This window comes from Streptomyces sp. NPDC001450, assembly GCF_053597295.1.
The window spans coordinates 1-21,352 of record NZ_JBSFHY010000010.1; the positions used below are offsets into that span (position 1 = coordinate 1).

The window sequence follows — 21,352 nt, forward strand, 5'->3', positions numbered from 1 at the left end:
CCCGTCGAGCTGATCGGCGGCGTGCGCTTCCCCGCCATCGGTGAACTGCCCTACCTGCTGACCCTCGCGGGCCACGGCTTCTACTGGTTCCGGCTGCGCCGGGACCTGGCATAGCCCGGCCGGGTGGGACGGCGGCCGGTTTCCGCCGTCCCACCCGGGGCACCCATCAGTCACACCCCGACGACCCGGGGAAAGGACATGACGCCCATGGCGGATACGGTCACCCCTTCCGGCACCACTCCCATTTCCGGTCACCTCCTCGCCTCACTCGAACCCCTGTTGCGCGAGTGGCTGCCCAGACAGCGCTGGTTCGCGGGCAAGGGCCGCCCGGTCACCGGGCTCACCCAGGTGGCGGCCACCGAACTGCTGCCCCCCGACGGCCGGCTGGGGCTCTACCACCTGCTCCTGCGCGTCCACCAGCCACCCGCGCTCGGTGCACCGCCGCACCCCGGTGACTGCTACCAGTTGCTGATAGGCGTGCGCGAGGCGCTGCCGCCCCGGCTGGCGCCCGCGCTCATCGGACATGCGGCCGAGGGCCCGCTCGCCGGCCGCACGGTGTACGAGGCCCTGTACGACCCCCGGCCCGCCGACGTTCTCCTGGAGGCCCTGCGCACCCAGGCGCGCGTCGGCGGGCTTCGGTTCGAACGGGACCCGGACCAGGAGATCCGGGAGGGACTGGTGGCTCGTCCGATGACCGGCGAACAGTCCAACTCGTCGATCGTCTACGGCGATACGTTCATCCTCAAGCTGTTGCGCCGGGTGGTCCCCGGTGTCAACCCCGACCTGGAGTTACCGCGCGCCCTGGCCCGGGAGGGCTGCGCCCGGGTGCCCGCGCCGACGGCGTGGCTGCGGGCCGAGCCCGCCGACGAGGCCGACGCGTCGTACGTCCTGGCCGTGCTCCAGCCGTTCGTGAGCGGCGCCGCCGACGGCTGGGAGCTGGCGCTGCGCGAGCTGGCCAAGGGCGAGGACTTCGTCGCCGAGGCCCGGGCGCTGGGCCGGGCCACAGCCGAGGTGCACACCGCCCTCGCCCAGGCACTGCCGACGGTCACCCTGGGCCATGCCCAGCTGCGGCTGCTGGTGGACGGCATGACCGAGCGGCTGACGTCGGCCGTCCAGGCGGTGCCGGCGCTCGGGCCGTACGAGCAGGGGCTGCGCTCCGCCTATGCGGCACTGGACGAGCAGGCCGCCGAGGGGCGTACCTGGACCGCCCAGCGCATCCACGGCGACCTGCATCTCGGCCAGTGCCTGCGCTCGCCGTCCGGCGCCTGGTCGCTGATCGACTTCGAGGGCGAGCCGGCCCGGCCGCTGGCCGAACGGCGCCTGCCGCAGCCGCCGGTGCGGGACATCGCCGGGATGCTGCGCTCCTTCGACTACGCCGCCCGCTCGGTGAGCCCGCCCGCGCCGGGCTGGGCCGAGCGCTGCCGGGCCGCGTACTGCTGCGGGTACGCGGAGGTGACCGACCGCGATCCGCGCACCGATCCAGTACTGCTGCGGGCCTACGAGACCGACAAGGCCGTCTACGAAGTCGTCTACGAGGCCCGCCACCGCCCCGACTGGCTGCCCGTACCCCTTGCCGCGGTGCGCCGCCTCGCCGCGACCGACCCGACCCTCGCCCGGGAGACCCGTCCGTGACGTCCAAGAAGCCAGCCACCTCGAAGAACAACAAGTCCGGCAGGAGCAAGGCCGAGCAGAGCAGAGCAGAGCAGAGCACGGCCCAGAAGACCAAGGCCGGGAAGAAGGCCGCGGCCGAGACGACCGGTGCTGCCGAGAAAACCGGCTCTGCCGCGAAGACCGGTGCCGCCGTGATCCCGAGCGCCCGCAAGCCCGAACCGCCCGCCCGGGAGCGCCCTCAGGAGGTCGCCGTCTCCCCCGCGATCGACGCCGGTGACCGCGAGCGGCTGCTGCACGGCGCCCACCACGACCCGCACGCCGTCCTCGGCGCCCACCCGGTCCCGGGCGGGGTCGCCTTCCGCGCCTTCCGTCCCTACGCGCAGGCGGTCACCGTGGTCTCCGGCGACCTGCGTGCGGACCTGCACGACGACGGCGACGGCTTCTTCTCGGGGCTGCTCCCGCTCACCGAGGTCCCCGCCTACCGGCTGCTCGTGACGTACGACGGCACCGTCCACGAGACCGAGGACGCCTACCGCTTCCTGCCCACGCTCGGCGAACTGGACCTGCACCTGATCGGCGAGGGCCGGCACGAGCAGCTGTGGCGGGTGCTCGGCGCGCACGTCATCACCCACCGGGGTGTGACCGGCACCCGGTTCTCGGTGTGGGCGCCGAACGCGCGGGGCGTGCGCGTCGCGGGGAACTTCAACTTCTGGGACGCCGGCGGACACGCGATGCGCTCGCTGGGCTCCTCGGGGGTGTGGGAGCTGTTCGTGCCGGGCATCGGCGAGGGCGAGCTGTACAAGTTCGAGATCACCCGCCCGGACGGCTCGCGCACCCTGCGCGCCGATCCGCTGGCCCGCCGTACCGAGGTCCCGCCGGCCACCTCGTCGATCGTGCACGCCTCGCACCACGAGTGGGGCGACGCGGAGTGGATGGCCCATCGCGCGGACACGCCCGTGCACGAGGCGCCGTTCTCCGTGTACGAGGTCCATCTTCCCTCCTGGCGGCCCGGCTTGACCTACCGCCAGCTTGCCGACCAACTCCCCGCGTATGTGTCGGAAATGGGCTTCACGCACGTGGAGCTGATGCCGGTCGCCGAGCACCCCTTCGGCGGCTCCTGGGGCTACCAGGTCACCGGCTTCTACGCCCCGACGGCCCGGCTCGGCACCCCGGACGACTTCAAGTACCTGGTGGACCGGCTGCACCAGGCGGGCATCGGCGTGCTGATGGACTGGGTCCCGGCGCACTTCCCGCGCGACGACTGGGCGCTGGCCGAGTTCGACGGGCGTCCGCTGTACGAGCACCACGATCCGCTGCGGGCCGCGCACCCCGACTGGGGCACCCTGGAGTTCGACTTCGGCCGCCGCGAGGTGCGCAACTTCCTGGTGGCGAACGCCGTGTACTGGTGCGAGGAGTTCCACATCGACGGGCTGCGGGTGGACGCCGTGGCCTCCATGCTCTACCTCGACTACTCGCGCGAGCCCGGCCAGTGGACGCCGAACGAGCACGGCGGCCGGGAGAACCTGGACGCGGTGGCCTTCCTGCAGGAGATGAACGCCACCGTGTACCGCCGCTGCCCCGGGGTGGTGACCATCGCGGAGGAGTCCACCGCCTGGGACGGCGTCACCCGCCCCACCCACCACCGGGGCCCCAGCGGCTTCGGCGGTCTGGGCTTCGGCCTGAAGTGGAACATGGGCTGGATGCACGACTCGCTCCAGTACATGGGTCACGACCCCGTCCACCGCAAGTACCACCACCACGAGATGACCTTCTCGATGGTGTACGCGTACAGCGAGAACTACGTGCTGCCGATCTCCCACGACGAGGTCGTGCACGGCAAGCGGTCCCTGGTCTCCAAGATGCCGGGCGACTGGTGGCAGCAGCGGGCCGGCCACCGCGCCTACCTCGGCTTCATGTGGGCCCATCCCGGCAAGCAACTGCTCTTCATGGGGCAGGAGTTCGCCCAGGGCGCCGAGTGGTCCGAGGCGCACGGCCCGGACTGGTGGCTGCTCGACCCGTCGTACGGCGCGGAGGCGGACCACCGTGGCGTCCGGGACCTGGTCCGCGACCTGAACGCCGGCTACCGCGCCGCCCCGGCCCTGTGGCAGCGCGACACCGACCCTGCGGGCTTCCAGTGGATCACGGGGGACGCGGCGGACGACAACGTCTTCGCGTTCCTGCGCCACTCCGCCGACGGCACCCCGCTGCTGGCCGTCTCCCACCTGGCCCCCGTGGTCCGCCACGACTACCGCATCGGCGTCCCCGAGGACGTCCCGGCCTGGCTGGAGGTGCTCAACACGGACGCGGCCCGCTACGGCGGCAGCGACGTGGTCCACCCCGACCCGGTCAAACCGGAGCCGCAGGGCGCACATGGGCGTCCGGCGAGCATCCGGCTGACCCTGCCTCCGCTGGCTACGGTCTGGCTGCGGCCGGCCTAGTCCGCTGCCCGGACGCCGGAGGGGCTGATGCGTCCAGCCCCTCCGGCGTCCGCACCGTCAGTCCGCCACCGCTTCGGCCAGGCCCCGCGGCAACGGCCCCGTGTGCAGCACGCCGAGCCGCTGGGTCGCCCGGGTCAGAGCCACGTACAGGTCGCTGGTGCCGTACCGGCCCGGCTCGACGACCAGCACCGAGTCGAACTCCAGGCCCTTGGACTGGCGGGGGTCGAGGAGGACGACGCTGCGGGTCAGGTCCGGCTCGGCGTCCGCCGTCACTCCGTCCAGCCGTGCGGCCAGCTTGCGGTGCAGGTGACGCGGGGCGATGACCGCAAGCCGGCCCTTGGGAGTACCTCCCTGCTCGAGCGAAGCCGAGAGCTTGGGGGAAGGCGTCAGCTCGTCGACGGCCTTGGCGACGGCGCCGGGCAGGTCGTCGGTGGCGCGCACCCAGGGCCGTACACCGGTCGAACGGACCGAACTCGGGGGTTCGAAGTCGGGGTTCTCGGCGCGGACGACGGCTGCCGCGAGTTCCATGATCTCCGCGGGCGTGCGGTAGTTGACGCCGAGGCGCGTGTGCTCCCAGCGGTCCTCGACGTACGGCTGAAGGATCTTCGACCAGGAGCCGACGCCCGCCGCCTCCGCCGTCTGGGCCGGATCGCCGACCAGGGTCATCGAGCGGGTCGGGCAGCGCCGCATGAGCAGCCGCCACGCCATCGGGGACAGCTCCTGCGCCTCGTCGACGATGATGTGCCCGAACGCCCAGGTCCGGTCGGCCGCCGCCCGCTCGGCGGCGCTGCGGTGGTCCGCCTCCTCCTGGCGCTCGGCGAACCGCTCGGCGTCGATGATGTCGTGCGCGGACAGGACCTCGGAGCCGTCAGGGTCGCCGTCCTCCTTGTCCTCGAACTCGTAGGTGCGGGAGGCGTAGGAGACGTCGAGCACCCCCTGCGCGTAGGCCACCTGCGTCTCCCGCTCCCGCTCCGCCCGCTCCCGCGCCCACCGCTCGTCCACGCCGAGCAGTTCGGCCGCCTCGTCCAGCAGCGGTACGTCCGCCACGGTCCACTCCCGGGTCACCGGTCGGCGGATGGCGGCCGCGTCGTCGTCGCAGACGTAGCCCACGGGGTCGGCGAGGAAGTCCGCGACCAGGCGCTGCGGCGTCAGGCGCGGCCACAACTGTTCGATGGCCGCCCAGACCTCGGGGTTCTCGGCCAGCTCGTCGCGGATCTGGGTGATGTCGGAGGCGTCCAGCAGGCTGCTGCCGTCGTACGGGTCGGTGCCCACGCGCTCGGCGTACAGCTCGGTGAGCGTGTTGAGGATGTGGCCCTCGAAGTGCTCCCGGGCCACGTTGTGCGGCAGCTTGGCGGCGCGGGTGCGTTCGCGGGCGACCTTCACCAGGCCGTCGTCGAGCATCAGGATCTCGCGATCGTGCTCGATCGCGATCACCGGGTCGGGCAGCGACTGCCAGTCCCGCACGACTTCGGCGAGCACGTCCGCCATGTCGGCGCGGCCCTTCACCGCGGCCGCCTCCCGGCCGTCCGTCGCCGTCGCCTGCACGCCGGGGAACAGCTCGCCGACCGTGGCCAGCAGCACGCCGGTCTCGCCGAGGGAGGGCAGTACCTCGCCGATGTAGCCGAGGAAGGCCGGGTTGGGGCCGACGATGAGGACCGCACGGCGCGCCAGCAGCTCCCGGTGTTCGTAGAGGAGATAGGCCGCCCGGTGCAGCGCCACCGCCGTCTTGCCGGTGCCGGGGCCGCCCTCGACGACCAGCACCCCGCGGTGCGGCGCACGGATGATGCGGTCCTGGTCGGCCTGGATGGTCTGCACGATGTCGCTCATCCGGCCGGTGCGCGCCGAGTTGAGCGCGGCCAGCAGCACGGCGTCCCCGGTCGGGTCCTCGTGACCGGTGCGGGTGGCGTCGCCGAGGTCCAGGATCTCGTCGTGCAGCGAGGTCACCGTCCGGCCCTCGGTGGCGATGTGCCGGCGGCGGCGCAGGCCCATCGGGGTGTGACCGGTGGCCAGGTAGAAGGGGCGGGCGACGTCGGCGCGCCAGTCGATGAGGACGGGGGTGCGTTCGGCGTCGTCCTCGCGCAGCCCGATCCGGCCGATGTGGTGGACCGCGGCGGATGGGGGTCCCCCCTGCTCGAGCGAAGTCGGGAGCTTGGGGGAAAGGTCGATCCGACCGAAGCAGAGCGAGCCGTCGACGGCGTTCAGCGCGGCGAGCAGCCCCGAGCGCTCGGCGACCAGGATGTCCCGCTCCAGCCGGGCCTGCATGGGCTTGTCGCCCTGGGCGAGCGCGCCCGCGACCGAGGTCTCGGCCTCCCCGCGCAGCACGTCCACGCGCGCGTACAGTCCGTCGATGAATTCCTGCTCGTGGCGCAATTCATCATCTGGAAATTCGGTGTTTGACAATTCCGCTCCCGCCCGGATATACTGTGCTCACTGAACTTCTCCGCGACTACTCCGAATTGAAGTCGCGAACCACTGAATATACGCACAGAAATCCCCCGAGCGCAATTGCTCGGGGGATTTTTCGTGAGCGGTCCCGCTTTACCGCACGGCGTCACAGCACGTCGGCCAGCTCCTCCAGCAGCCGGCGCTTGGGCCTGGCCCCCACCATCGACCGCACCGGCTCACCGTCCCGGAAGACCATGAGGGTCGGCGTGGACAGCACCCCGTAGGCGACCGTCGTGGACGGATTGCGGTCCACGTCGATCTGGACGATTTTCAGCCGGTCGCCCTCCTCGAAGGCGATGTCCTTCAGCACGGGCGCCAGCTGCCGGCACGGCCCGCACCAGTCGGCGGTGAACTGCACCAGCACCGGAAGGTCCGCACCGATCACCTCCGCCTCGAAGTCCGCGTCCGTCACCTCGGCCAGTCCGCTCACCAAACTCACAGCGTCAGCCCTCCCAGTTCGCATGCGGGTTCCGGACCCCCCGGAACCTGCGCCTCGGCGGCCAGCTCGTCCCGGGCCACCTCGGCCCGCCGCAGCTGCCCCGCGACCTGCTCCCGCACCGCCGTCAGCTGCCCGATGAGCGCGTCCAGCTCGTCCAGCTTGCGCCGGTAGACGACGAGGGAGGCCGGGCAGGAGTCGCCCTCCGGGTGCCCGGCCCGCAGGCACTCCACGAACGGCCGCGTCTCCTCCAGGTCGAACCCGAAGTCCTGCAGCGTCCGGATCTGCCGGAGCAGCCTGACGTCGGCCTCGTCGTACGTGCGGTGTCCCTTGTCGTCGCGCCGGGCGGGCAGCAGCCCCCGTGCCTCGTAGTAGCGCAGGGTGCGGGTGGTGGTCCCGGCCCGTGCGGCCAGCTCGCCGATTCGCATGCACACGACCGTAGGTGTTGACGTCGGCGTCAGGGCAAGACGGGTGGCAGCAGCGGCTTCCGGCGCACCGGTGAGGACAGCACGATCGAGGTCGTCGTACGGCCCAGCGCCGAGGTCTGCTCCAGGACGTCCTCCAGGTGCACGGTGTCGGTGACGGTGACCTTGAGGATCCAGCAGTCCTCCCCGACGACGTGGTGCACCTCGGTGATCTCCGGGCGGTCGAGCAGCTCCAGGGTCCTCGGGTGCTTGAGCGTGTAGCCGCCGTGCGGGTTGACCCGGATGAAGGCCTGGATGCCGTAGCCGAGGCGAGCGGGCGCGACCTGCGCGCCGTATCCCTCGACCACCCCGGCCGCCTCCAGCCGGCGCACCCGCTCGGCCACGGCCGCCGGGCTCAGGCTGATCCGCCGACCCAGCTCGCTGAGCTTGATCCGCCCGTCGGTCTGCAGCAGTTCGAGGAGCTGCCGGTCCACCGCGTCGAAGGCCACTGGTGTTTCGTTGGTGATGGCCCGCAGATGCCGTTGTTCTTTCGGTGCGGCGACCGTATCTCCCATGTCTCCCCCTTCAGGAACGGATGTCACGCCCGGAGAATTATGGTCATGAAAAGGGCGCGAGAGGTACTGGTCATGGGCGGCAACCGCTATTTCGGCAAGCGGCTGATCGCCCGTCTGGTGGCGGCCGGCGACCGGGTCACGGTCCTGAATCGGGGTTCGTCCCCACCGCCGCCGGGTGTGGTGCATCTGATTGCCGACCGCGACGACGAAAGGGCCCTGGCCGAGGCCGTCGGCACCCGGGTGTTCGACGTCGTCCTGGACCAGGTCTGCTACACCCCGCGCCAGGCGGCCGTCGCCCGCCGCGTCTTCGCCGGACGCACCGGCCGCTACGTGATGACCTCGACGGTGGAGGTGTACGAGCACGAGGACTCCGAGGAGCTGGTGCCGGAGAGCGCGGTAGACCCGGCGACGGCCGCCGTGGACCTGGAACTGCCATGGGACGACCCCGGGTTCCTGGAGTCCCATTACGGCGAGGGCAAGCGGCAGGCGGAGGCGGTGTTCACGAAGGACCCCGCGTTCCCGTTCGCGTCCGTCCGGGTGGCCCACGTGCTCGGCGGCGACGACGACTTCACGGGCCGCCTCCAGCACTACGCCGACCGCATCCGCACCGGCGCCCCCGTCGCCGTACCGCCGGTCACGCACCCGGCGACGTACATCCACGTCGAGGAGATCGCCGACTTCCTGTTCTGGGCGGCCGGCGAAAACTTCACGGGCCCGGTGAACGCCGCCTCCCACGGCCTGCTGGCACTGGACGAGCTGAGTACGGCGGTGGCGGCACAACTCTGCGGCGGCGCGGCGGTGTTCGAGGTGACCGAGACCGGCGAGGTCTCCCCCTTCGCCTTCCGCCGCCGCTACGGCATGGACAACTCCCGGGCCACGCGGCTCGGTTTCGCCTTCGGCGACGTACGGCAGTGGCTGCCGAAGGCCGTCGCCGAGACCCTCGGAAGGGACGACTGACATGCGGTACCGCACCCTTGGCGGACTGAAGGTGAGCACGGTCGGGCTCGGCGCCATGCCGCTGTCGATCGAGGGCCGGCCCGATGAGGGACGCGCCCTGGCCACGGTGCACGCGGCCCTGGACGCGGGCGTGACCCTGCTGGACACGGCCGACTCCTACCACCTGCCGGGCCAGGACCCCGGCCACAACGAGCTCCTCCTCGCCCGCGCCCTCGCCACCTACGGCGGCGGCACCGACGCCGTACTCGTGGCCACCAAGGGCGGCCGGGGCCGCCCGGCCGACGGCAGCTGGACGGTGACGGGCTCGCCCCGGCATCTCAAGGCGGCCGCCGAGGCCTCCCTGAAGCGGCTCGGCGTAGAGGCGATCGGCCTCTACCAGCTGCACAAGCCCGACCCGACCGTGCCCTTCGAGGACTCCGTCGGCGCGCTGCGCGACCTGCTGGACGAGGGCAAGATCCGCCTGGCGGGCCTCTCCAACGTCACCACGGACCAGATCCACCGCGCCCGCGCGATCCTCGGCGACCGGCTGGCGTCGGTCCAGAACCGCTACTCCCCCGAAGTCCGGGACAGCGAACCCGAGTTGCGGCTGTGCGCGGAGCTGGGAATGGCGTTCCTGCCCTGGAGCCCGCTGGGCGGGATCTCGCGCAGTTCACTGGACGGGCCGTCACGGCCCGCGGGCTCCGCGGACCGGTTCGCCACGTTCCACCAGGTGGCCCGGGAGCGTGGGGTGAGCCCCCAACAGGTCGGCCTCGCCTGGCTGTTGTCCCTCTCCCCGACCGTGATCCCGATCCCTGGCTCAAGCCGTCCGGAGACTGCCCAGGACTCGGCCGGTGCGGCGAACCTGGTGCTGAGCGAAGAAGAGCTGACACGGCTGACGCGGACCACGCGGACGCCGTGAATCCCCCTCCGCGGGAATTGGCACGGTCCGAAGAACCACCCCACCACCGCCCCATGAAGCCAGGAGTTTCCCATGGACGCCCCGCACCTCACCGACGCCGGCCGCATCCTCGCCGGCATCGTCCTGCTCACCGTTCCGACCATCGAGATCGGCGGCTGGTTCATGACCCGCATCGTGCGCGGCATGGTGCCGATGACACCGTTCCAGAAGGCGTTCGCCCGAGCGGGCCACGCGCACGCCGGTGTGCTGGTCATCCTCAGCCTGGTGTGTCTGCTGTACGCCGACGCGGCCGGACTGTCCGGCCCGGTCGGCTGGATCGCGCGCCTCGGGGTCCCGGCCTCGGCGGTCCTGCTGCCCGGCGGCTTCTTCGCCTCCTCCATGGGCCCCGGCGACATCGACCGCCCGAACGGGATGTTCGCGCTGGTGTGGGCCGGGGCCGGCGCGCTCGCCATAGGCGTGGTCAGCTTGGGAATCGGGCTCCTGACGGCCTGATCCGGCCCGGGCCCCGGCACCCCGGACGGTCAGACGGCCACCCCGGCCGACTCCTCCACCTCCATCAGGGACGCGCTGTGCCGCTCCTCCTCGAACTTCCTGCGGCCGCCGCGCAGGCCGAACAGGCGCTTGGTCAGGGCGATGTAGAGGACCGCGAGGATGTTGAGGACGAGGGTGGCGATCTTCAGCCAGCTGATGTGCTCGGTGAGTTCGTAGATCTCCAGCGGGAGGAAGGCGGCGGTGGCCACCACCGTCAGGTACTCCGCCCAGCGCTTGGCGTACCAGAGGCCGACCGCCTCGACCAGTTCGATCAGCGCGTAGGCGAGGAGCAGGGCCGCGACCAGCAGCAGCGTGGAGTGCTTGTAGCCGAAGGCCTTCTGGATGGAGCCGACGACGGGTGAGTGGTCGAGGTCGTAGTGGAAGTGCCGGAACACCGGCCGGAAGACGTCCAGATTCTCGTTGAAGAGCCGGCGTACCGCGTCCTGGCTGTTGCTGAACTTCCACACCGCGACCGCGACCAGCACGATGAACACCCCGCGCACCGCCCGCTCGATCGCCAGGAAGCGCAGGATGAACAGGTCCCGCAGCACCTTCCCGCGCGCCACCAGCGGCGCCTCGTCGGCCGGCCCCGAGCCGTGCGGCTCACCCAGCGCGAAGTCCCCGCAGCGCAGGCAGCGCCACACGTCACCGAGCTCGGTCTGCGCGTGCAGCCGTACCCGCAGCCGCGGGTCGTCGGGCGCGTAGGTCACATGCCCCTTCCGCGCGCAGGTCCGCCGGTCCCAGTCGATCTTCATCCCCCGTGCCTCCATGTACGTATTGACGCCACGCGCGAACGTGCCGTTCCGGTTCTGGCACGGCACGTTAGACGACGCGGGTGAGAAGACGCAGTGAGGGGGCAGCCGGCTGCGCTCCCCACCGGTTCCCTCTCCTCGGCCTTCTGCTCCTGTACGGCGGCTTCGTCCGGCACGGCGGCCTCGCGCGGCCCGGCAGCTGTGGTGGAGCGCCGCTGACCGTCGAAACGGGAAAGCCGGGCGGCTGGGCCAACGGGGGGAGACCCAGCCGCCCGGCGGCCGTCACCGGACGCCCGGCCCGGGTTCAGGCGGGGCCGGACGTCCGGAGCTTTCTCAGAGGTCAGGCCTTGGCCAGCTCCTTCTCGCCGTCCTCACGGGGCTCGGGAAGCTCCTTGGCCGCGGCCTCGTGCTCGTCCAGCAGGCTCGTCTCGTCGAACGGCAGCTCACCGGCGAGGACCTGCCTGACCCGGCTCTTGTCGATCTCCTTCGTCCAGGTGCCGACCAGGACGGTGGCGACCGCGTTGCCCGCGAAGTTCGTCAGCGCACGCGCCTCGCTCATGAAGCGGTCGATGCCGACGATCAGGCCGACGCCGTCGACCAGCGCGGGCTTGTGCGACTGCAGACCGCCGGCCAGGGTGGCCAGACCCGCGCCGCTGACGCCCGCCGCGCCCTTGGAGGCCAGCAGCAGGAAGAGCAGCAGCGGGATCTGCTCGCCGATGGACATCGGGGTGCCCAGGGCGTCGGCGATGTAGAGCGACGCCATGGTCATGTAGATCATGGTGCCGTCGAGGTTGAAGGAGTAACCGGTCGGCACGGTGATGCCGACGACCGGCTTGCTGATGCCCAGGTGTTCCATCTTCGCGATGAGCCGCGGCAGCGCGGACTCGGAGGAGGAGGTCGACAGGATCAGCAGGAACTCGCGGGCGAGGTACTTGAAGAGCGTGAAGATGTTCAGCCCCGCGACGATCCGCAGCAGCGCGCCGAGCACGATGAAGACGAACAGGAAGCAGGTCACGTAGAACCCGAGCATCAGCACGGCGAGGCTCTTCAGCGCGTCCAGTCCCGCGGAGCCGACGACGGCGGCGATGGCACCGAAGGCGCCGATCGGCGCGGCCCACATGACCATGGACAGGATGCGGAAGACCAGCCGCTGGATGTGCTCGATGCCCCGCAGCACCGGCTGCCCGACCGGCCCCATGGCCTGCAGCGCGAACCCGGCGAGCAACGCGACCAGCAGGGTCTGCAGCACCTGGCCCTCGGTGAACGCGGACACGAAGGTGACCGGGATGATCGACAGGACGAAGTCGACCGGCGGCAGCGCGTCGGGGGACACCTGGTCGTGCCCGGTCGCCTTGATGGCGTTGGTGATGTGCAGCCCGTCACCCGGGTGCAGGACGTTGCCGACGACGAGGCCGATGGCGAGGGCGACCAGCGACATCACGAGGAAGTAGCCGAGCGCGATACCGCCGACGGCACCGACCTTCGCGGCCTTCCGTACGGAACCGATACCGAGCACGATCGTGCAGAAGATGATCGGCGAGATCATCATCTTGATCAGGTTCACGAAGCCGGTGCCCAGCGGCTTCAGCTCGACTCCGGCATCGGGCCAGATGAGCCCCACGGCGATACCGAGCGCGACCGCCACAATGACGGCGATGTACAGGTAATGGGTCCGGTCCCGCTTCACGCGGGGTGCGGCAGGTGCCGTATCGGGGGAACTGGCGGCCACGGCTGCCCTCCTTGACGTCTTCGTCGGCATCACCGGCGTGCGGCTCACGTCCGGGGGTTGTGGGGGATGCCTGGACTATCTCCCGGTCTGTGAGGGCGGTCACCCTTCCGTTCATTTAGTTCATGCTTGACCCGAGAGGCACACTGCTGACATGCGCCTCCCGTCCCTCCCCCGCCCCCGCAGCCTGGCCGGCCAGCTGTTCGCCATGCAGGCCGTGCTGATAGCGGTGGTCGTGGCCGGGTACGCGCTGTTCACCTACGTCAGCGACGAACGGCAGGCCGAGGACGCGGCCGCCCGGCACGCGACGGCCGTGGCCCGCTCGATCGCGGACTCCCCCTCGGTCCGCTCGGCGATCCACACCCCCGATCCCACCAAGCGGCTCCAGCCCTACGCGATGCAGGTCATGCGGGACTCGAACGTCGACTTCGTGACGATCATGACCCCGTCCGGGATCCGCTGGACCCACCCCGACGAGAAGCAGATCGGCAAGCACTTCCTCGGCCGCATCGGCCCCGCCCAGCACGGCCGCACCTTCACCGAGACCTACACCGGCACCCTCGGCGCCTCCGTCCGCGCGGTCACCCCGGTGGAGGAGAACGGCAGGGTCATCGGCCTGGTCAGCGCCGGCATCAAGGTCGAGGCGATCAGCGCGCGGGTCCGGGGCCAGGTCACGGCCCTGCTCGGGGTGGCCGGCGGCGCACTGCTGCTGGGCGCGGTCGGCACGTACGTGGTCAACGCCCGCCTGCGCCGCCACACCCATGGCATGAACGCGACCGAGCTGAGCCGGATGCACGACTACCACCAGGCGGCGCTGCACGCGGTCCGCGAGGGGCTGCTGATGCTGGACGGTCAGTACAGGGTGGCGCTGATCAACGACGGCGGCCGGGAGCTGCTCGGGGTGGGCGAGGAGGAGGACGTGATCGGCAGGTCGGTGGCCGACCTCGGCCTGCCCGCACCGCTGACCGGGGCGCTGCTGTCGTCGGAGCCGCGCGTGGACGAGGTGCACCTGACGGCGTCCCGGGTGCTGGTGGTGAACACCTCACCGGTGTCGGGGGGAGAGCGGCGCGGAACGGTGGCGACGCTCAGGGATGTCACCGAACTCCAGTCCCTGATGGGCGAGTTGGACTCGGAGCGGGGCTTCACCCAGGCCCTGCGCTCGCAGGCTCATGAGGCGGCGAACCGCCTCCACACGGTCGTCTCGCTGATCGAGCTGGGCCGGGCGCAGGAGGCCGTGGACTTCGCGACGGCGGAACTGGAGCTGGCCCAGGCCCTCACCGACCAGGTGGTGGCCGCCGTGAGCGAGCCGGTGCTCGCCGCCCTGCTGCTGGGCAAGACGGCCCAGGCGAACGAGCGGGGCGTCGAGCTGGTGGTGTCGGCGGACAGCCGGCTGGACGACGGCGTGCTCCCCGCCGAGCTGTCGGCCAGGGACCTGGTGACGGTCCTCGGCAACCTGGTCGACAACGCGGTGGACGCGGCGCAGGGCAGTGTGGGTGCGAGGGTCACCGTGACGGCGTACGCCTCGGACTCCGAACTGGTGCTGCGCGTGTCGGACACCGGGCCCGGTGTCGACCCCGCCCATGCCGACCTGGTATTCCAACGGGGGTTCTCGACGAAGCCGGCGGGACCCGGCGGGCGAGGCCTGGGACTGGCCCTGGTCCGGCAGGCGGTCACCCGGCTCGACGGGACGTTGACGGTGGCGGAGTCCGAAGAGGAGGGGGTGGGCGGAGCGGTGTTCGAGGTGCGGTTGCCGTTGCGCACATCGGTGGGTGGCGGCAGATGACGAACGAGCAGCAGCCCCAGCCCATCCGCGTCCTCGTCGTCGAGGACGACCCGGTGGCCGCGGACGCGCATGTGATGTACGTCGGGCGGGTGCCGGGGTTCGTGGCGGTGGGGAAGGCGCACACGGGGGCGGAGGCGCGGCGGATCCTGGACCGTACGGCCGTGGACCTGCTTCTGCTGGACCTGCACCTGCCGGATGTGCACGGGCTGCAGCTGGCGCGGTCGCTGCGGGCGGCCGGGCATCAGGCGGACGTCATCGCGGTCACGTCGGCGCGGGATCTCGCGGTGGTGCGGGAGGGGGTTTCGCTGGGGGTGGTCCAGTACGTCCTGAAGCCGTTCACGTTCGCGACGCTGCGGGACCGGCTCGTGCGGTACGCGGAGTTCCACGCGGCGGTGGGCGAGGCGAGCGGGCAGGACGAGGTGGACCGGGCGCTGGCGGTGTTGCGGGCGCCTTCGCCTGCGGCGCTGCCGAAGGGGTTGAGCGGGCCGACGCTGGAGCGGGTCACGAGTGCTTTGCGGGAGGCGTCGGAGGGGGTTACAGCGGCGGGGGTTGCGGAGGCGGTGGGGATCTCGCGGATCACTGCTCGGCGGTATCTGGAGCACCTTGTGGAGGCGGGGAGGGCTGAGCGGAAGCCGGTTTATGGGCAGGTGGGGAGGCCGGAGTTGGTTTATAGGTGGGTGAGGGGGGTGGAGCGGGGGCGGTGAGGATGCCGGCATGAGTGCGGGCTTCGGCGGTGCGGTGGGTGGTTTGGCAGGTGGAGGCCAAGTCTTCGAGGGTCTGGCCTGCTCCGTACCAGTCCTCGAACTCCCCGCCCTGGAAGTCGATGTGATCACTCACCCGGCGTCGCCCCCACCCCGAACGGCACGGCGTACTGGACGATGTACACTCCCAGCCCCACCACCGAGACCGCCTCCAGCAAGGACAGCACCACCAGCCCCGCCGAGACGTCATCCCCCACCCAGTACACGACGAGCGCGCTCAACGGCACGACGCAGAAGGCCAGCAGGTCCACCACACACTGCGCGACCTTCCGTGAGACCCGTCGTGCATCCCCCCGATGGGCCGCCTCCCACTTGAAGACCTCGGCCCCCTCCACCTGGACCATCTCGGCAAGCCGGGGCCCCAATTCCCCCCGTACATACGCCCCGATAGCCGAGATCTTCTGGTCATTGACGAGATACGTCCACCCGAGCACGACGCACACCGGCGGCAGCGCCAGCAACATCGCGGCCTGCTTGGCCTGCGCGGCGGCGGCGATCACGGCGGCCACGACGGTGAGGGTGACGTACAGCAGATTGTCCCGGAACCCGATCCGCGTCTTCTGCTCGTCCTTGATCGTCTGGTACTCGGTGAGCAGCAACTGCCCCACGGTCACGTCACGTTCGGCCACTCGGCCCCCTTCCCCAGCAGTACCTTAAGAGTGTGCCGGAGACGAAGCCCACTGTTCTGGTCCTGACCGCGTTGGCGTTGGAGTACGCGGCGGTGCGGGAGTACATCGAGGAGCGGGAGGAACGAGCCCACCCGGACAACGGGACCTTCGTGGAGGTGGGTCGGCTGCGGGATACGTCATGGCAGGTGGCCGCCGCCGAGCTGGGCGAGGGCGCCAGGAACACCGCGGCACTCACCTCCTCCCTCATCGGCTGGCTGCGACCGCAGGCCGTCCTCTTCGTCGGAGTCGCCGGCGCTCTCAAGGAGGACATCGAGCTCGGCGACGTCGTGGTGGGCACGAAGGTGTACGGCATCCATGGCGGGAAGGTCACGCCCGAGGGCCTTCAGGTGCGTCCCGAGGCGTGGTTCGGCTCCAACGCGCTGGTGCAGGCGGCGCGTTCCACCGTGCGGGACATGCCGGAGGTACGGGCCCACTTCAAGCCCATCGCCTCGGGGGACGTCGTCCTGGCCGACGCCGAGTCCGAGATCGCCCGGCACGTCCGCGAGCACTACAACGACGCGATCGCGTTCGAGATGGAGGGATCGGGGGCGGCGCACGCGGCGCATCTGGAGGGGCGGGACGCGCTTGTCGTCCGAGGCATCAGCGACCACGCGAACGTCGAGAAGTCCGCGGCCGACGCAGGAGGTTCCCAGCAGCGCGCGGCTTCCCAGGCGGCGGCCGTGGCCTTCGCGGTGCTGCGCAAGTACCGACCGCGTGGCGGGAGCTCCGGCGGCTCCGACGAGGTGCCCCAAGGGGGCTACAGGGGCGAACACATCGACTTCCGGGGCGGGACCTTCTACGGGCCCGTCGTCGGGAAGCAGGCCGGAGGCCGGTGAGCACCCGGTCCCGCTGCGAGCGTGATCCTGCCGCCGCGACCGCATATTTTCGACCAACCGCCGTTGATCGTTTTCGGTCGCACAAGATCGCTGCTGGCGAGAAACATCGGTCCCGGCTGCGCAAGTATTCGAGCCGACGTGGGCGTCGCTGAAGCACCGGCCATTCGGTACTGACAGGGCGGCATGCTGACCACGTGGCGGCAGGGGCGGACTTGTTTGCCACTGGGTTTTCCTGTGGTCCCTCTACGGGCGTCAGCCGGTCCTGCTGGACGGCAGCGACAACCTCGCCTACCTGGTGCTCCCGATGCTCCTGGCCTCGCGCTGCTACGACCGGTTCTCCTTCGGCTCCGGCCTCGCGGACAGGCTCGTCCGGCGTCTGCCGACGACATGCGCTCACTGGCAACGTCTCTGCACAATCTCGGCGTTGTGGCCATCGCCTCCCAGATTGCCTGGTGTACATGGTCAGCGGGCTGTACAAGGTGCAGGGACAGATGGGGCAGGACGGCACAGCCCTGTTCCACGTGCTCCGGAGTTCATGCTCCCCGGCGTCTCGAACCTCATCTGCCACCATGACTCCCTGGTCGTGGCCGGGTCGTACGTGACCGTCTTCTTCCTCGTCTACTTCCCCGTCGGCGTGCTGGTACCGACACTGCGTCCCTGGGCCGCCGCCATGTCGATCAGCTTCCACGTCGCCATCGCACTGTTCATGGGCCTGACCGGCTTTACTCTGACGATGATCGCCCTGCGACCTCGTGTTCCTCGACAAGGAACTCGGCAAGGCCGTCTCCGTCGTGAGTGACTGGGCGGCCCGGCTGAGCCGGCGAGTCCGGCACAAGGGAGACCAGAACGACCACGCCCGCGAAGGCGCCCTCGCAGAGGAGTCCGCATAGCCTTCCCGACACCGTTGGCCGGAAACGGCGCATCGGTGCCGGGCGCCGTGCGAGCTCACTGCTCACCGAGCCGATCAAGGAGAGACAGACAGGAAATGGAAGCAACCCCGGCACTCCAACCCGGCAACGACGGCACCACGGTGGGACTGTTCTGGGTCACAGCAGACAGCGTCTACCTGGGGGCGCCGGCAACGGCACCGGCCCCCAACGTGGTTCTCCGGGCATCAGGGCTCCACGTCACCGGTCCGCACCCACGCGAGTGGTCATGGTCCGACATCGTCGGCCTCGAGGTCACCGAAGTCCCGACCCGCTCCACTCTGCAACGATGGGCAACCAACGCCGCGAGCTTCGCCGCAGCAGCCCTGGACGCCTGGGTGCCGGGCAGTCCCACCGAGATGACCGTCTCCATCACCACGCCCGACAACACGCTCCAGACGCCTGTCTACTCCAGCGCCGCCGTCGCCTACTCCCCCCGCGAGGCCGATCTCTCCCACCAGTTGATCGGCCACTTCACCGAAGGCGCCGCCACGCCCGCCGTCATGACCGAGTGGTGGGCACAGACCCGGCCGGAAAGGGTCCTCCGGTCACGCGAGCGGGAAGCTCTGCTCGAACTCTGGCTCGCAAGCGTCTGACCATCTGACCCCAGCACCACGGAACAAGAGGACACTGTGCGCATCGCCCCCAGCAGCTGTCTGTCCCGAGGGCTGGCTGATGAAGAACTTCGTGACTCCACCCACGACCAAAGTCGCGGGCTTCCTGAGTCGGTGGCTAGGCCACGACACAGAGGACCAGCCCGGCCCTATTGAGGACGTTCGTCGCGCCTACGCGGTCCGCGTTCGCTGTGAACCCGCACGTGACGCATTCGAACTTCGCCTGGGTGGCACGGTTCTCCTTCGCAACATAACCGCAGGCAAGGCACGTGCGAGAGGTGTTGCGCGCATCCACCGGAACCACGAGGCGACCGGCGCTCTCAGCCTTGTCCGCCAGGATTCCGAGGAACTGCGCCCAACCCGCGTCGAGAATGCTGCGGTTGAGCCCCGGCCTTCGCGGCGGCGCCGTTCGACAGGAAGACGCCTGGCGTCTCGGGGTCGGGCTTGGGCTTGGGTGCACAGGTCATGCCTGCCGTGTTCAGCCGCTCGTGCCCGATCGCGTCGTGATCGCGGACTAGGGCGAGCGCGGTCTTGTGGTGGAAGTCGAGGCGTTGCCTGCGGATCTTGGCGTGCAGCTTGGCGACCTTACGAGCCGCGGCGCGGTGCTTCTTGGTGCGCTGCTGGGTGCGCCTGGGGAAGGTCGCCAAGTGCCGCTGCGCGTCGGCCAGCTCGGCGGCTGCCGCGTCGAGGAATCGGGGGTTGGCGACGTGCTCGCCGTCCGATGTGGTCAGGAAGTGCGTGGTGCCCATGTCGATGCCGACCACCGCGCCGGTGGGCAGGAGTGGCTCGGCGGGAACGTCGCCGCAGGAGAGGACAACGTACCAGCGGCTCCCCTCGCGCTTGACGCTGATCGTCTTCACCCGGCCCTGCACGAGCCGGTGCTGGTGCACCCGGACGTGCCCGACGCCCTGGAGACGCACGCGGGTGTGCGGGGCGCGCGGGGTGGAGTCCCAGCGGCAGCCGTCGCCGTCCTTCGGGAACACCACGGTGTCGAAGTGCCCGACGCCCTTGAAGCGGTCCTTGTGTACGTGCTCGTGGCGCGGCGGCTGGGGGGTGGATTCGCGCTCGGTGGCGCGGTCAAGGGATAGCGGGCAGGGGAGATCCGCCCGTTACCTACCGAACGGCCGGAAGGTGCCGAACGGCCGGAACCGTACGTTCCTACAATCAGTGATCCTGTCGGAACGGCCCGTAGTCAACCCGCGGGTAGCTCCCTACCTTTTGCGAGGTGCGCCAACCCTCAGCCCAACCGAACCCTTCGGCTCCCCCGTTCAACGCCCCGGCCGCCCGCAGGCTCCGTACCGCCCTCGGCATGGGGCCCGAGCACGTCGCCTACGGGATGCGTGCGTCGTACGGGATGCCGTATGTCACCCCGGACCTCGTCGTCGCCTGGGAACGCGGGATCGCCTCTCCCGGCAATCCCGAACTCACCGCCCTCGCGGGTGTGCTGTGGTGTTCTCCGGGTGAACTGATCGGCAGGCCCCGCACTCTGCGCGAGCACCGCATCGCCCGCGAGATCGCGTCCGAGGACGTGGCCCACGCCCTCGGCATGGACCTGCCCGGGTATCTGCGCATGGAGGAGAGCGGGGAGTGGCGGGGCAACGAGCGCCAGTCGGCCGCGCTCGCCCAGGTGTTGGAGCTGCCCCTGCCCGACTTCGTGGCCGTCACGGGCCGCGAGAAGAAGCTCGCCGAGCTGCTGCACAGCGCAGTGACCACCCGCTGGCAGGCCTATGTGCGCCCGGTGGCGAAGGTCGCGCCCCTGGACCGGGGAGTCCTGGAGGACGTACTGCAGGAGCTGCACCAGGACTACCAGGGGCACATGGCCGCCACCCTCAGCTGGGGCGGCGGCGGCAGCGAGGCGAGCCAGTCCGGCCAGGACTTCCTCGGCCGGATCGTGGAGATCTTCTGGACGGCCGTCGAGAACAGGAACGGCTAGTCGAAACAGGTACGGCTAGAAGACCGACTCGGCCTCGTCCATGCGGTCCTTCGGGACCGTCTTCAGCTCGGTGACCGCCTCCGCGAGCGGCACCATCATGATGTCGTTGCCGCGCAGTGCGGTCATCCTGCCGAAGTCGCCGCGGTGTGCGGCCTCGACGGCGTGCCAGCCGAAGCGGGTGGCGAGGACGCGGTCGTACGCGGTCGGGACGCCGCCGCGCTGGATGTGGCCGAGGATGACCGGCTTGGACTCCTTGCCGAGGCGCCGCTCCAGCTCGAAGGCGAGCGCGGTGCCGATGCCCTGGAAGCGCTCGTGGCCGTACTGGTCGATCTCGCCCTTGCCGTAGTCCATGGTGCCGTCGGCGGGGTGGGCGCCCTCGGCGACGCAGATGACGGCGAACTTCTTGCCGCGGGAGAAGCGCTCCTCGACCATCTTGACCAGGTCGGCGGGGTCGAAGGGGCGCTCGGGCAGGCAGATGCCGTGGGCGCCGGCGGCCATGCCGGACTCCAGGGCGATCCAGCCGGCGTGCCGGCCCATGACCTCGACGACCATCACGCGCTGGTGGGACTCGGCCGTGGTCTTCAGGCGGTCCATGGCCTCGGTGGCGACGCCGACGGCGGTGTCGAAGCCGAAGGTGCGGTCCGTGGAGGAGATGTCGTTGTCGATGGTCTTGGGGACGCCGACCACCGGCAGGCCCGCGTCGGAGAGCATGCGGGCCGCGGTCAGCGTGCCCTCGCCGCCGATCGGGATCAGCGCGTCGATGCCGAACTCCTCGACCATGTCGGTGGCGCGCTCGCAGGCCTCGCGCAGCCGGTCGCGCTCCAGGCGGGAGGAGCCGAGGATGGTGCCGCCGCGGGCCAGGATGCCGCTGACCGCGTCCAGGTCGAGGGACCGGTAGTGGCGGTCGAGCAGACCCCGGTAGCCGTCCTCGAAGCCGATGACCTCGTCGCCGTACTGCGCCACCGCCCGGTGCACGACCGAACGGATCACGGCGTTCAGGCCGGGGCAGTCGCCGCCTGCGGTGAGAACTCCGATGCGCATCGTGCTGTGTCTCCTGC

General features: G+C 70.6%; 20 protein-coding genes and 1 pseudogene. 12 read left to right on the top strand and 9 right to left on the bottom strand.

From position 1 onward, the window contains the following. The 3 genes from ACWC5O_RS13015 to glgB all read left to right on the top strand — a co-directional run. Positions 1 to 114, top strand: a 114-nt coding sequence (locus ACWC5O_RS13015; protein WP_450780979.1) for an alpha-glucosidase C-terminal domain-containing protein, incomplete at its 5' end; no start/stop codon positions are given. A 93-nt stretch (positions 115 to 207) separates the two neighbouring features. Next, positions 208 to 1,632 carry a maltokinase N-terminal cap-like domain-containing protein gene (locus tag ACWC5O_RS13020; RefSeq protein WP_450580757.1) on the top strand — a complete coding sequence of 475 codons (1,425 nt, stop codon included), beginning with the start codon at positions 208 to 210 and terminating at the stop codon, positions 1,630 to 1,632. After that, the gene (gene glgB, locus ACWC5O_RS13025) at positions 1,629 to 4,049 is read left to right on the top strand and encodes a 1,4-alpha-glucan branching enzyme (protein WP_450580758.1); all 2,421 of its coding nucleotides are present in this window, start codon (positions 1,629 to 1,631) and stop codon (positions 4,047 to 4,049) included. The genes ACWC5O_RS13020 and glgB overlap by 4 nt, the downstream gene beginning before the upstream one ends. A gap of 57 nt (positions 4,050 to 4,106) precedes the next feature. On the opposite strand, the gene ACWC5O_RS13030 is transcribed toward glgB, so the two are convergent. The 4 genes from ACWC5O_RS13030 to ACWC5O_RS13045 form a co-directional block, all read right to left on the bottom strand. Further along, a complete protein-coding gene (locus tag ACWC5O_RS13030; protein ID WP_450580759.1) occupies positions 4,107 to 6,419 on the bottom strand; it encodes a HelD family protein in 2,313 nt (770 codons plus the stop codon). A gap of 181 nt (positions 6,420 to 6,600) precedes the next feature. Then, positions 6,601 to 6,915 carry a thioredoxin gene (gene trxA / locus ACWC5O_RS13035; protein WP_450780981.1) on the bottom strand — a complete coding sequence of 105 codons (315 nt, stop codon included), beginning with the start codon at positions 6,913 to 6,915 and terminating at the stop codon, positions 6,601 to 6,603. A 14-nt stretch (positions 6,916 to 6,929) separates the two neighbouring features. Beyond that, on the bottom strand, positions 6,930 to 7,358 hold the full coding sequence (locus ACWC5O_RS13040) for a MerR family transcriptional regulator (RefSeq protein WP_450580761.1): 429 nt from the start codon (positions 7,356 to 7,358) through the stop codon (positions 6,930 to 6,932). A 29-nt stretch (positions 7,359 to 7,387) separates the two neighbouring features. Next, complete coding sequence (locus ACWC5O_RS13045) at positions 7,388 to 7,909, bottom strand: Lrp/AsnC family transcriptional regulator (protein WP_450580762.1); 522 nt, start codon at positions 7,907 to 7,909, stop codon at positions 7,388 to 7,390. A gap of 45 nt (positions 7,910 to 7,954) precedes the next feature. On the opposite strand from ACWC5O_RS13045, the gene ACWC5O_RS13050 reads away from it, so the two are divergent. The 3 genes from ACWC5O_RS13050 to ACWC5O_RS13060 all read left to right on the top strand — a co-directional run bounded on the left by ACWC5O_RS13050 (position 7,955) and on the right by ACWC5O_RS13060 (position 10,256). Then, positions 7,955 to 8,866 carry an NAD-dependent epimerase/dehydratase family protein gene (locus ACWC5O_RS13050; RefSeq protein WP_450580763.1) on the top strand — a complete coding sequence of 304 codons (912 nt, stop codon included), beginning with the start codon at positions 7,955 to 7,957 and terminating at the stop codon, positions 8,864 to 8,866. A 1-nt stretch (position 8,867) separates the two neighbouring features. Next, positions 8,868 to 9,764: an aldo/keto reductase gene (locus ACWC5O_RS13055; RefSeq protein WP_450580764.1), complete on the top strand. Its 897-nt coding sequence runs from the start codon at positions 8,868 to 8,870 to the stop codon at positions 9,762 to 9,764. Positions 9,765 to 9,836: 72 nt separating this feature from the next. Further along, positions 9,837 to 10,256 (top strand): hypothetical protein, encoded by a 420-nt coding sequence (locus ACWC5O_RS13060; RefSeq protein WP_450580765.1) that lies wholly within the window; start codon positions 9,837 to 9,839, stop codon positions 10,254 to 10,256. A 29-nt stretch (positions 10,257 to 10,285) separates the two neighbouring features. On the opposite strand, the gene ACWC5O_RS13065 is transcribed toward ACWC5O_RS13060, so the two are convergent. Next, entirely contained in the window at positions 10,286 to 11,050 is a 765-nt protein-coding gene (locus ACWC5O_RS13065; RefSeq protein ID WP_450580766.1) for a DUF2127 domain-containing protein, read from the bottom strand. 337 nt (positions 11,051 to 11,387) lie between these two features. Continuing rightward, a complete protein-coding gene (locus tag ACWC5O_RS13070) occupies positions 11,388 to 12,776 on the bottom strand; it encodes a cation:dicarboxylate symporter family transporter (protein ID WP_450580767.1) in 1,389 nt (462 codons plus the stop codon). 151 nt (positions 12,777 to 12,927) lie between these two features. Here ACWC5O_RS13070 and ACWC5O_RS13075 point away from each other — a divergent pair, with 151 nt between their 5' ends. Both ACWC5O_RS13075 and ACWC5O_RS13080 read left to right on the top strand, forming a co-directional pair. Further along, entirely contained in the window at positions 12,928 to 14,556 is a 1,629-nt protein-coding gene (locus tag ACWC5O_RS13075; RefSeq protein ID WP_450580768.1) for an ATP-binding protein, read from the top strand. Further along, positions 14,553 to 15,260 carry a response regulator gene (locus ACWC5O_RS13080; protein WP_450580769.1) on the top strand — a complete coding sequence of 236 codons (708 nt, stop codon included), beginning with the start codon at positions 14,553 to 14,555 and terminating at the stop codon, positions 15,258 to 15,260. Before ACWC5O_RS13075 ends, ACWC5O_RS13080 begins: the two co-directional genes overlap by 4 nt. Positions 15,261 to 15,385: 125 nt before the next feature. Here the strand turns inward: ACWC5O_RS13080 and ACWC5O_RS13085 are convergent, their stop codons facing one another. Further along, positions 15,386 to 15,946: a hypothetical protein gene (locus ACWC5O_RS13085; protein ID WP_450580770.1), complete on the bottom strand. Its 561-nt coding sequence runs from the start codon at positions 15,944 to 15,946 to the stop codon at positions 15,386 to 15,388. A 32-nt stretch (positions 15,947 to 15,978) separates the two neighbouring features. On the opposite strand from ACWC5O_RS13085, the gene ACWC5O_RS13090 reads away from it, so the two are divergent. The 3 genes from ACWC5O_RS13090 to ACWC5O_RS13100 all read left to right on the top strand — a co-directional run bounded on the left by ACWC5O_RS13090 (position 15,979) and on the right by ACWC5O_RS13100 (position 18,343). Beyond that, a complete protein-coding gene (locus tag ACWC5O_RS13090) occupies positions 15,979 to 16,821 on the top strand; it encodes a 5'-methylthioadenosine/S-adenosylhomocysteine nucleosidase (RefSeq protein WP_450580771.1) in 843 nt (280 codons plus the stop codon). A gap of 535 nt (positions 16,822 to 17,356) precedes the next feature. After that, entirely contained in the window at positions 17,357 to 17,620 is a 264-nt protein-coding gene (locus ACWC5O_RS13095) for a hypothetical protein (RefSeq protein ID WP_450580772.1), read from the top strand. Positions 17,621 to 17,806: 186 nt separating this feature from the next. Continuing rightward, positions 17,807 to 18,343, top strand: a complete 537-nt coding sequence (locus ACWC5O_RS13100; protein WP_450580773.1) for a hypothetical protein — start codon at positions 17,807 to 17,809, stop codon at positions 18,341 to 18,343. A 136-nt stretch (positions 18,344 to 18,479) separates the two neighbouring features. On the opposite strand, the pseudogene ACWC5O_RS13105 reads toward ACWC5O_RS13100, so the two are convergent. Further along, a pseudogene (locus ACWC5O_RS13105) lies at positions 18,480 to 19,377 on the bottom strand (RNA-guided endonuclease InsQ/TnpB family protein); the annotation flags it as partial. Between the two features lie 209 nt (positions 19,378 to 19,586). Between ACWC5O_RS13105 and ACWC5O_RS13110 the strand changes: the two are divergent. Further along, positions 19,587 to 20,294 carry a helix-turn-helix domain-containing protein gene (locus ACWC5O_RS13110; protein ID WP_450580774.1) on the top strand — a complete coding sequence of 236 codons (708 nt, stop codon included), beginning with the start codon at positions 19,587 to 19,589 and terminating at the stop codon, positions 20,292 to 20,294. Between the two features lie 15 nt (positions 20,295 to 20,309). Here the strand turns inward: ACWC5O_RS13110 and ACWC5O_RS13115 are convergent, their stop codons facing one another. After that, a complete protein-coding gene (locus tag ACWC5O_RS13115) occupies positions 20,310 to 21,335 on the bottom strand; it encodes an ATP-dependent 6-phosphofructokinase (protein ID WP_450580775.1) in 1,026 nt (341 codons plus the stop codon). Between the last annotated feature and the right edge of the window lie 17 nt (positions 21,336 to 21,352).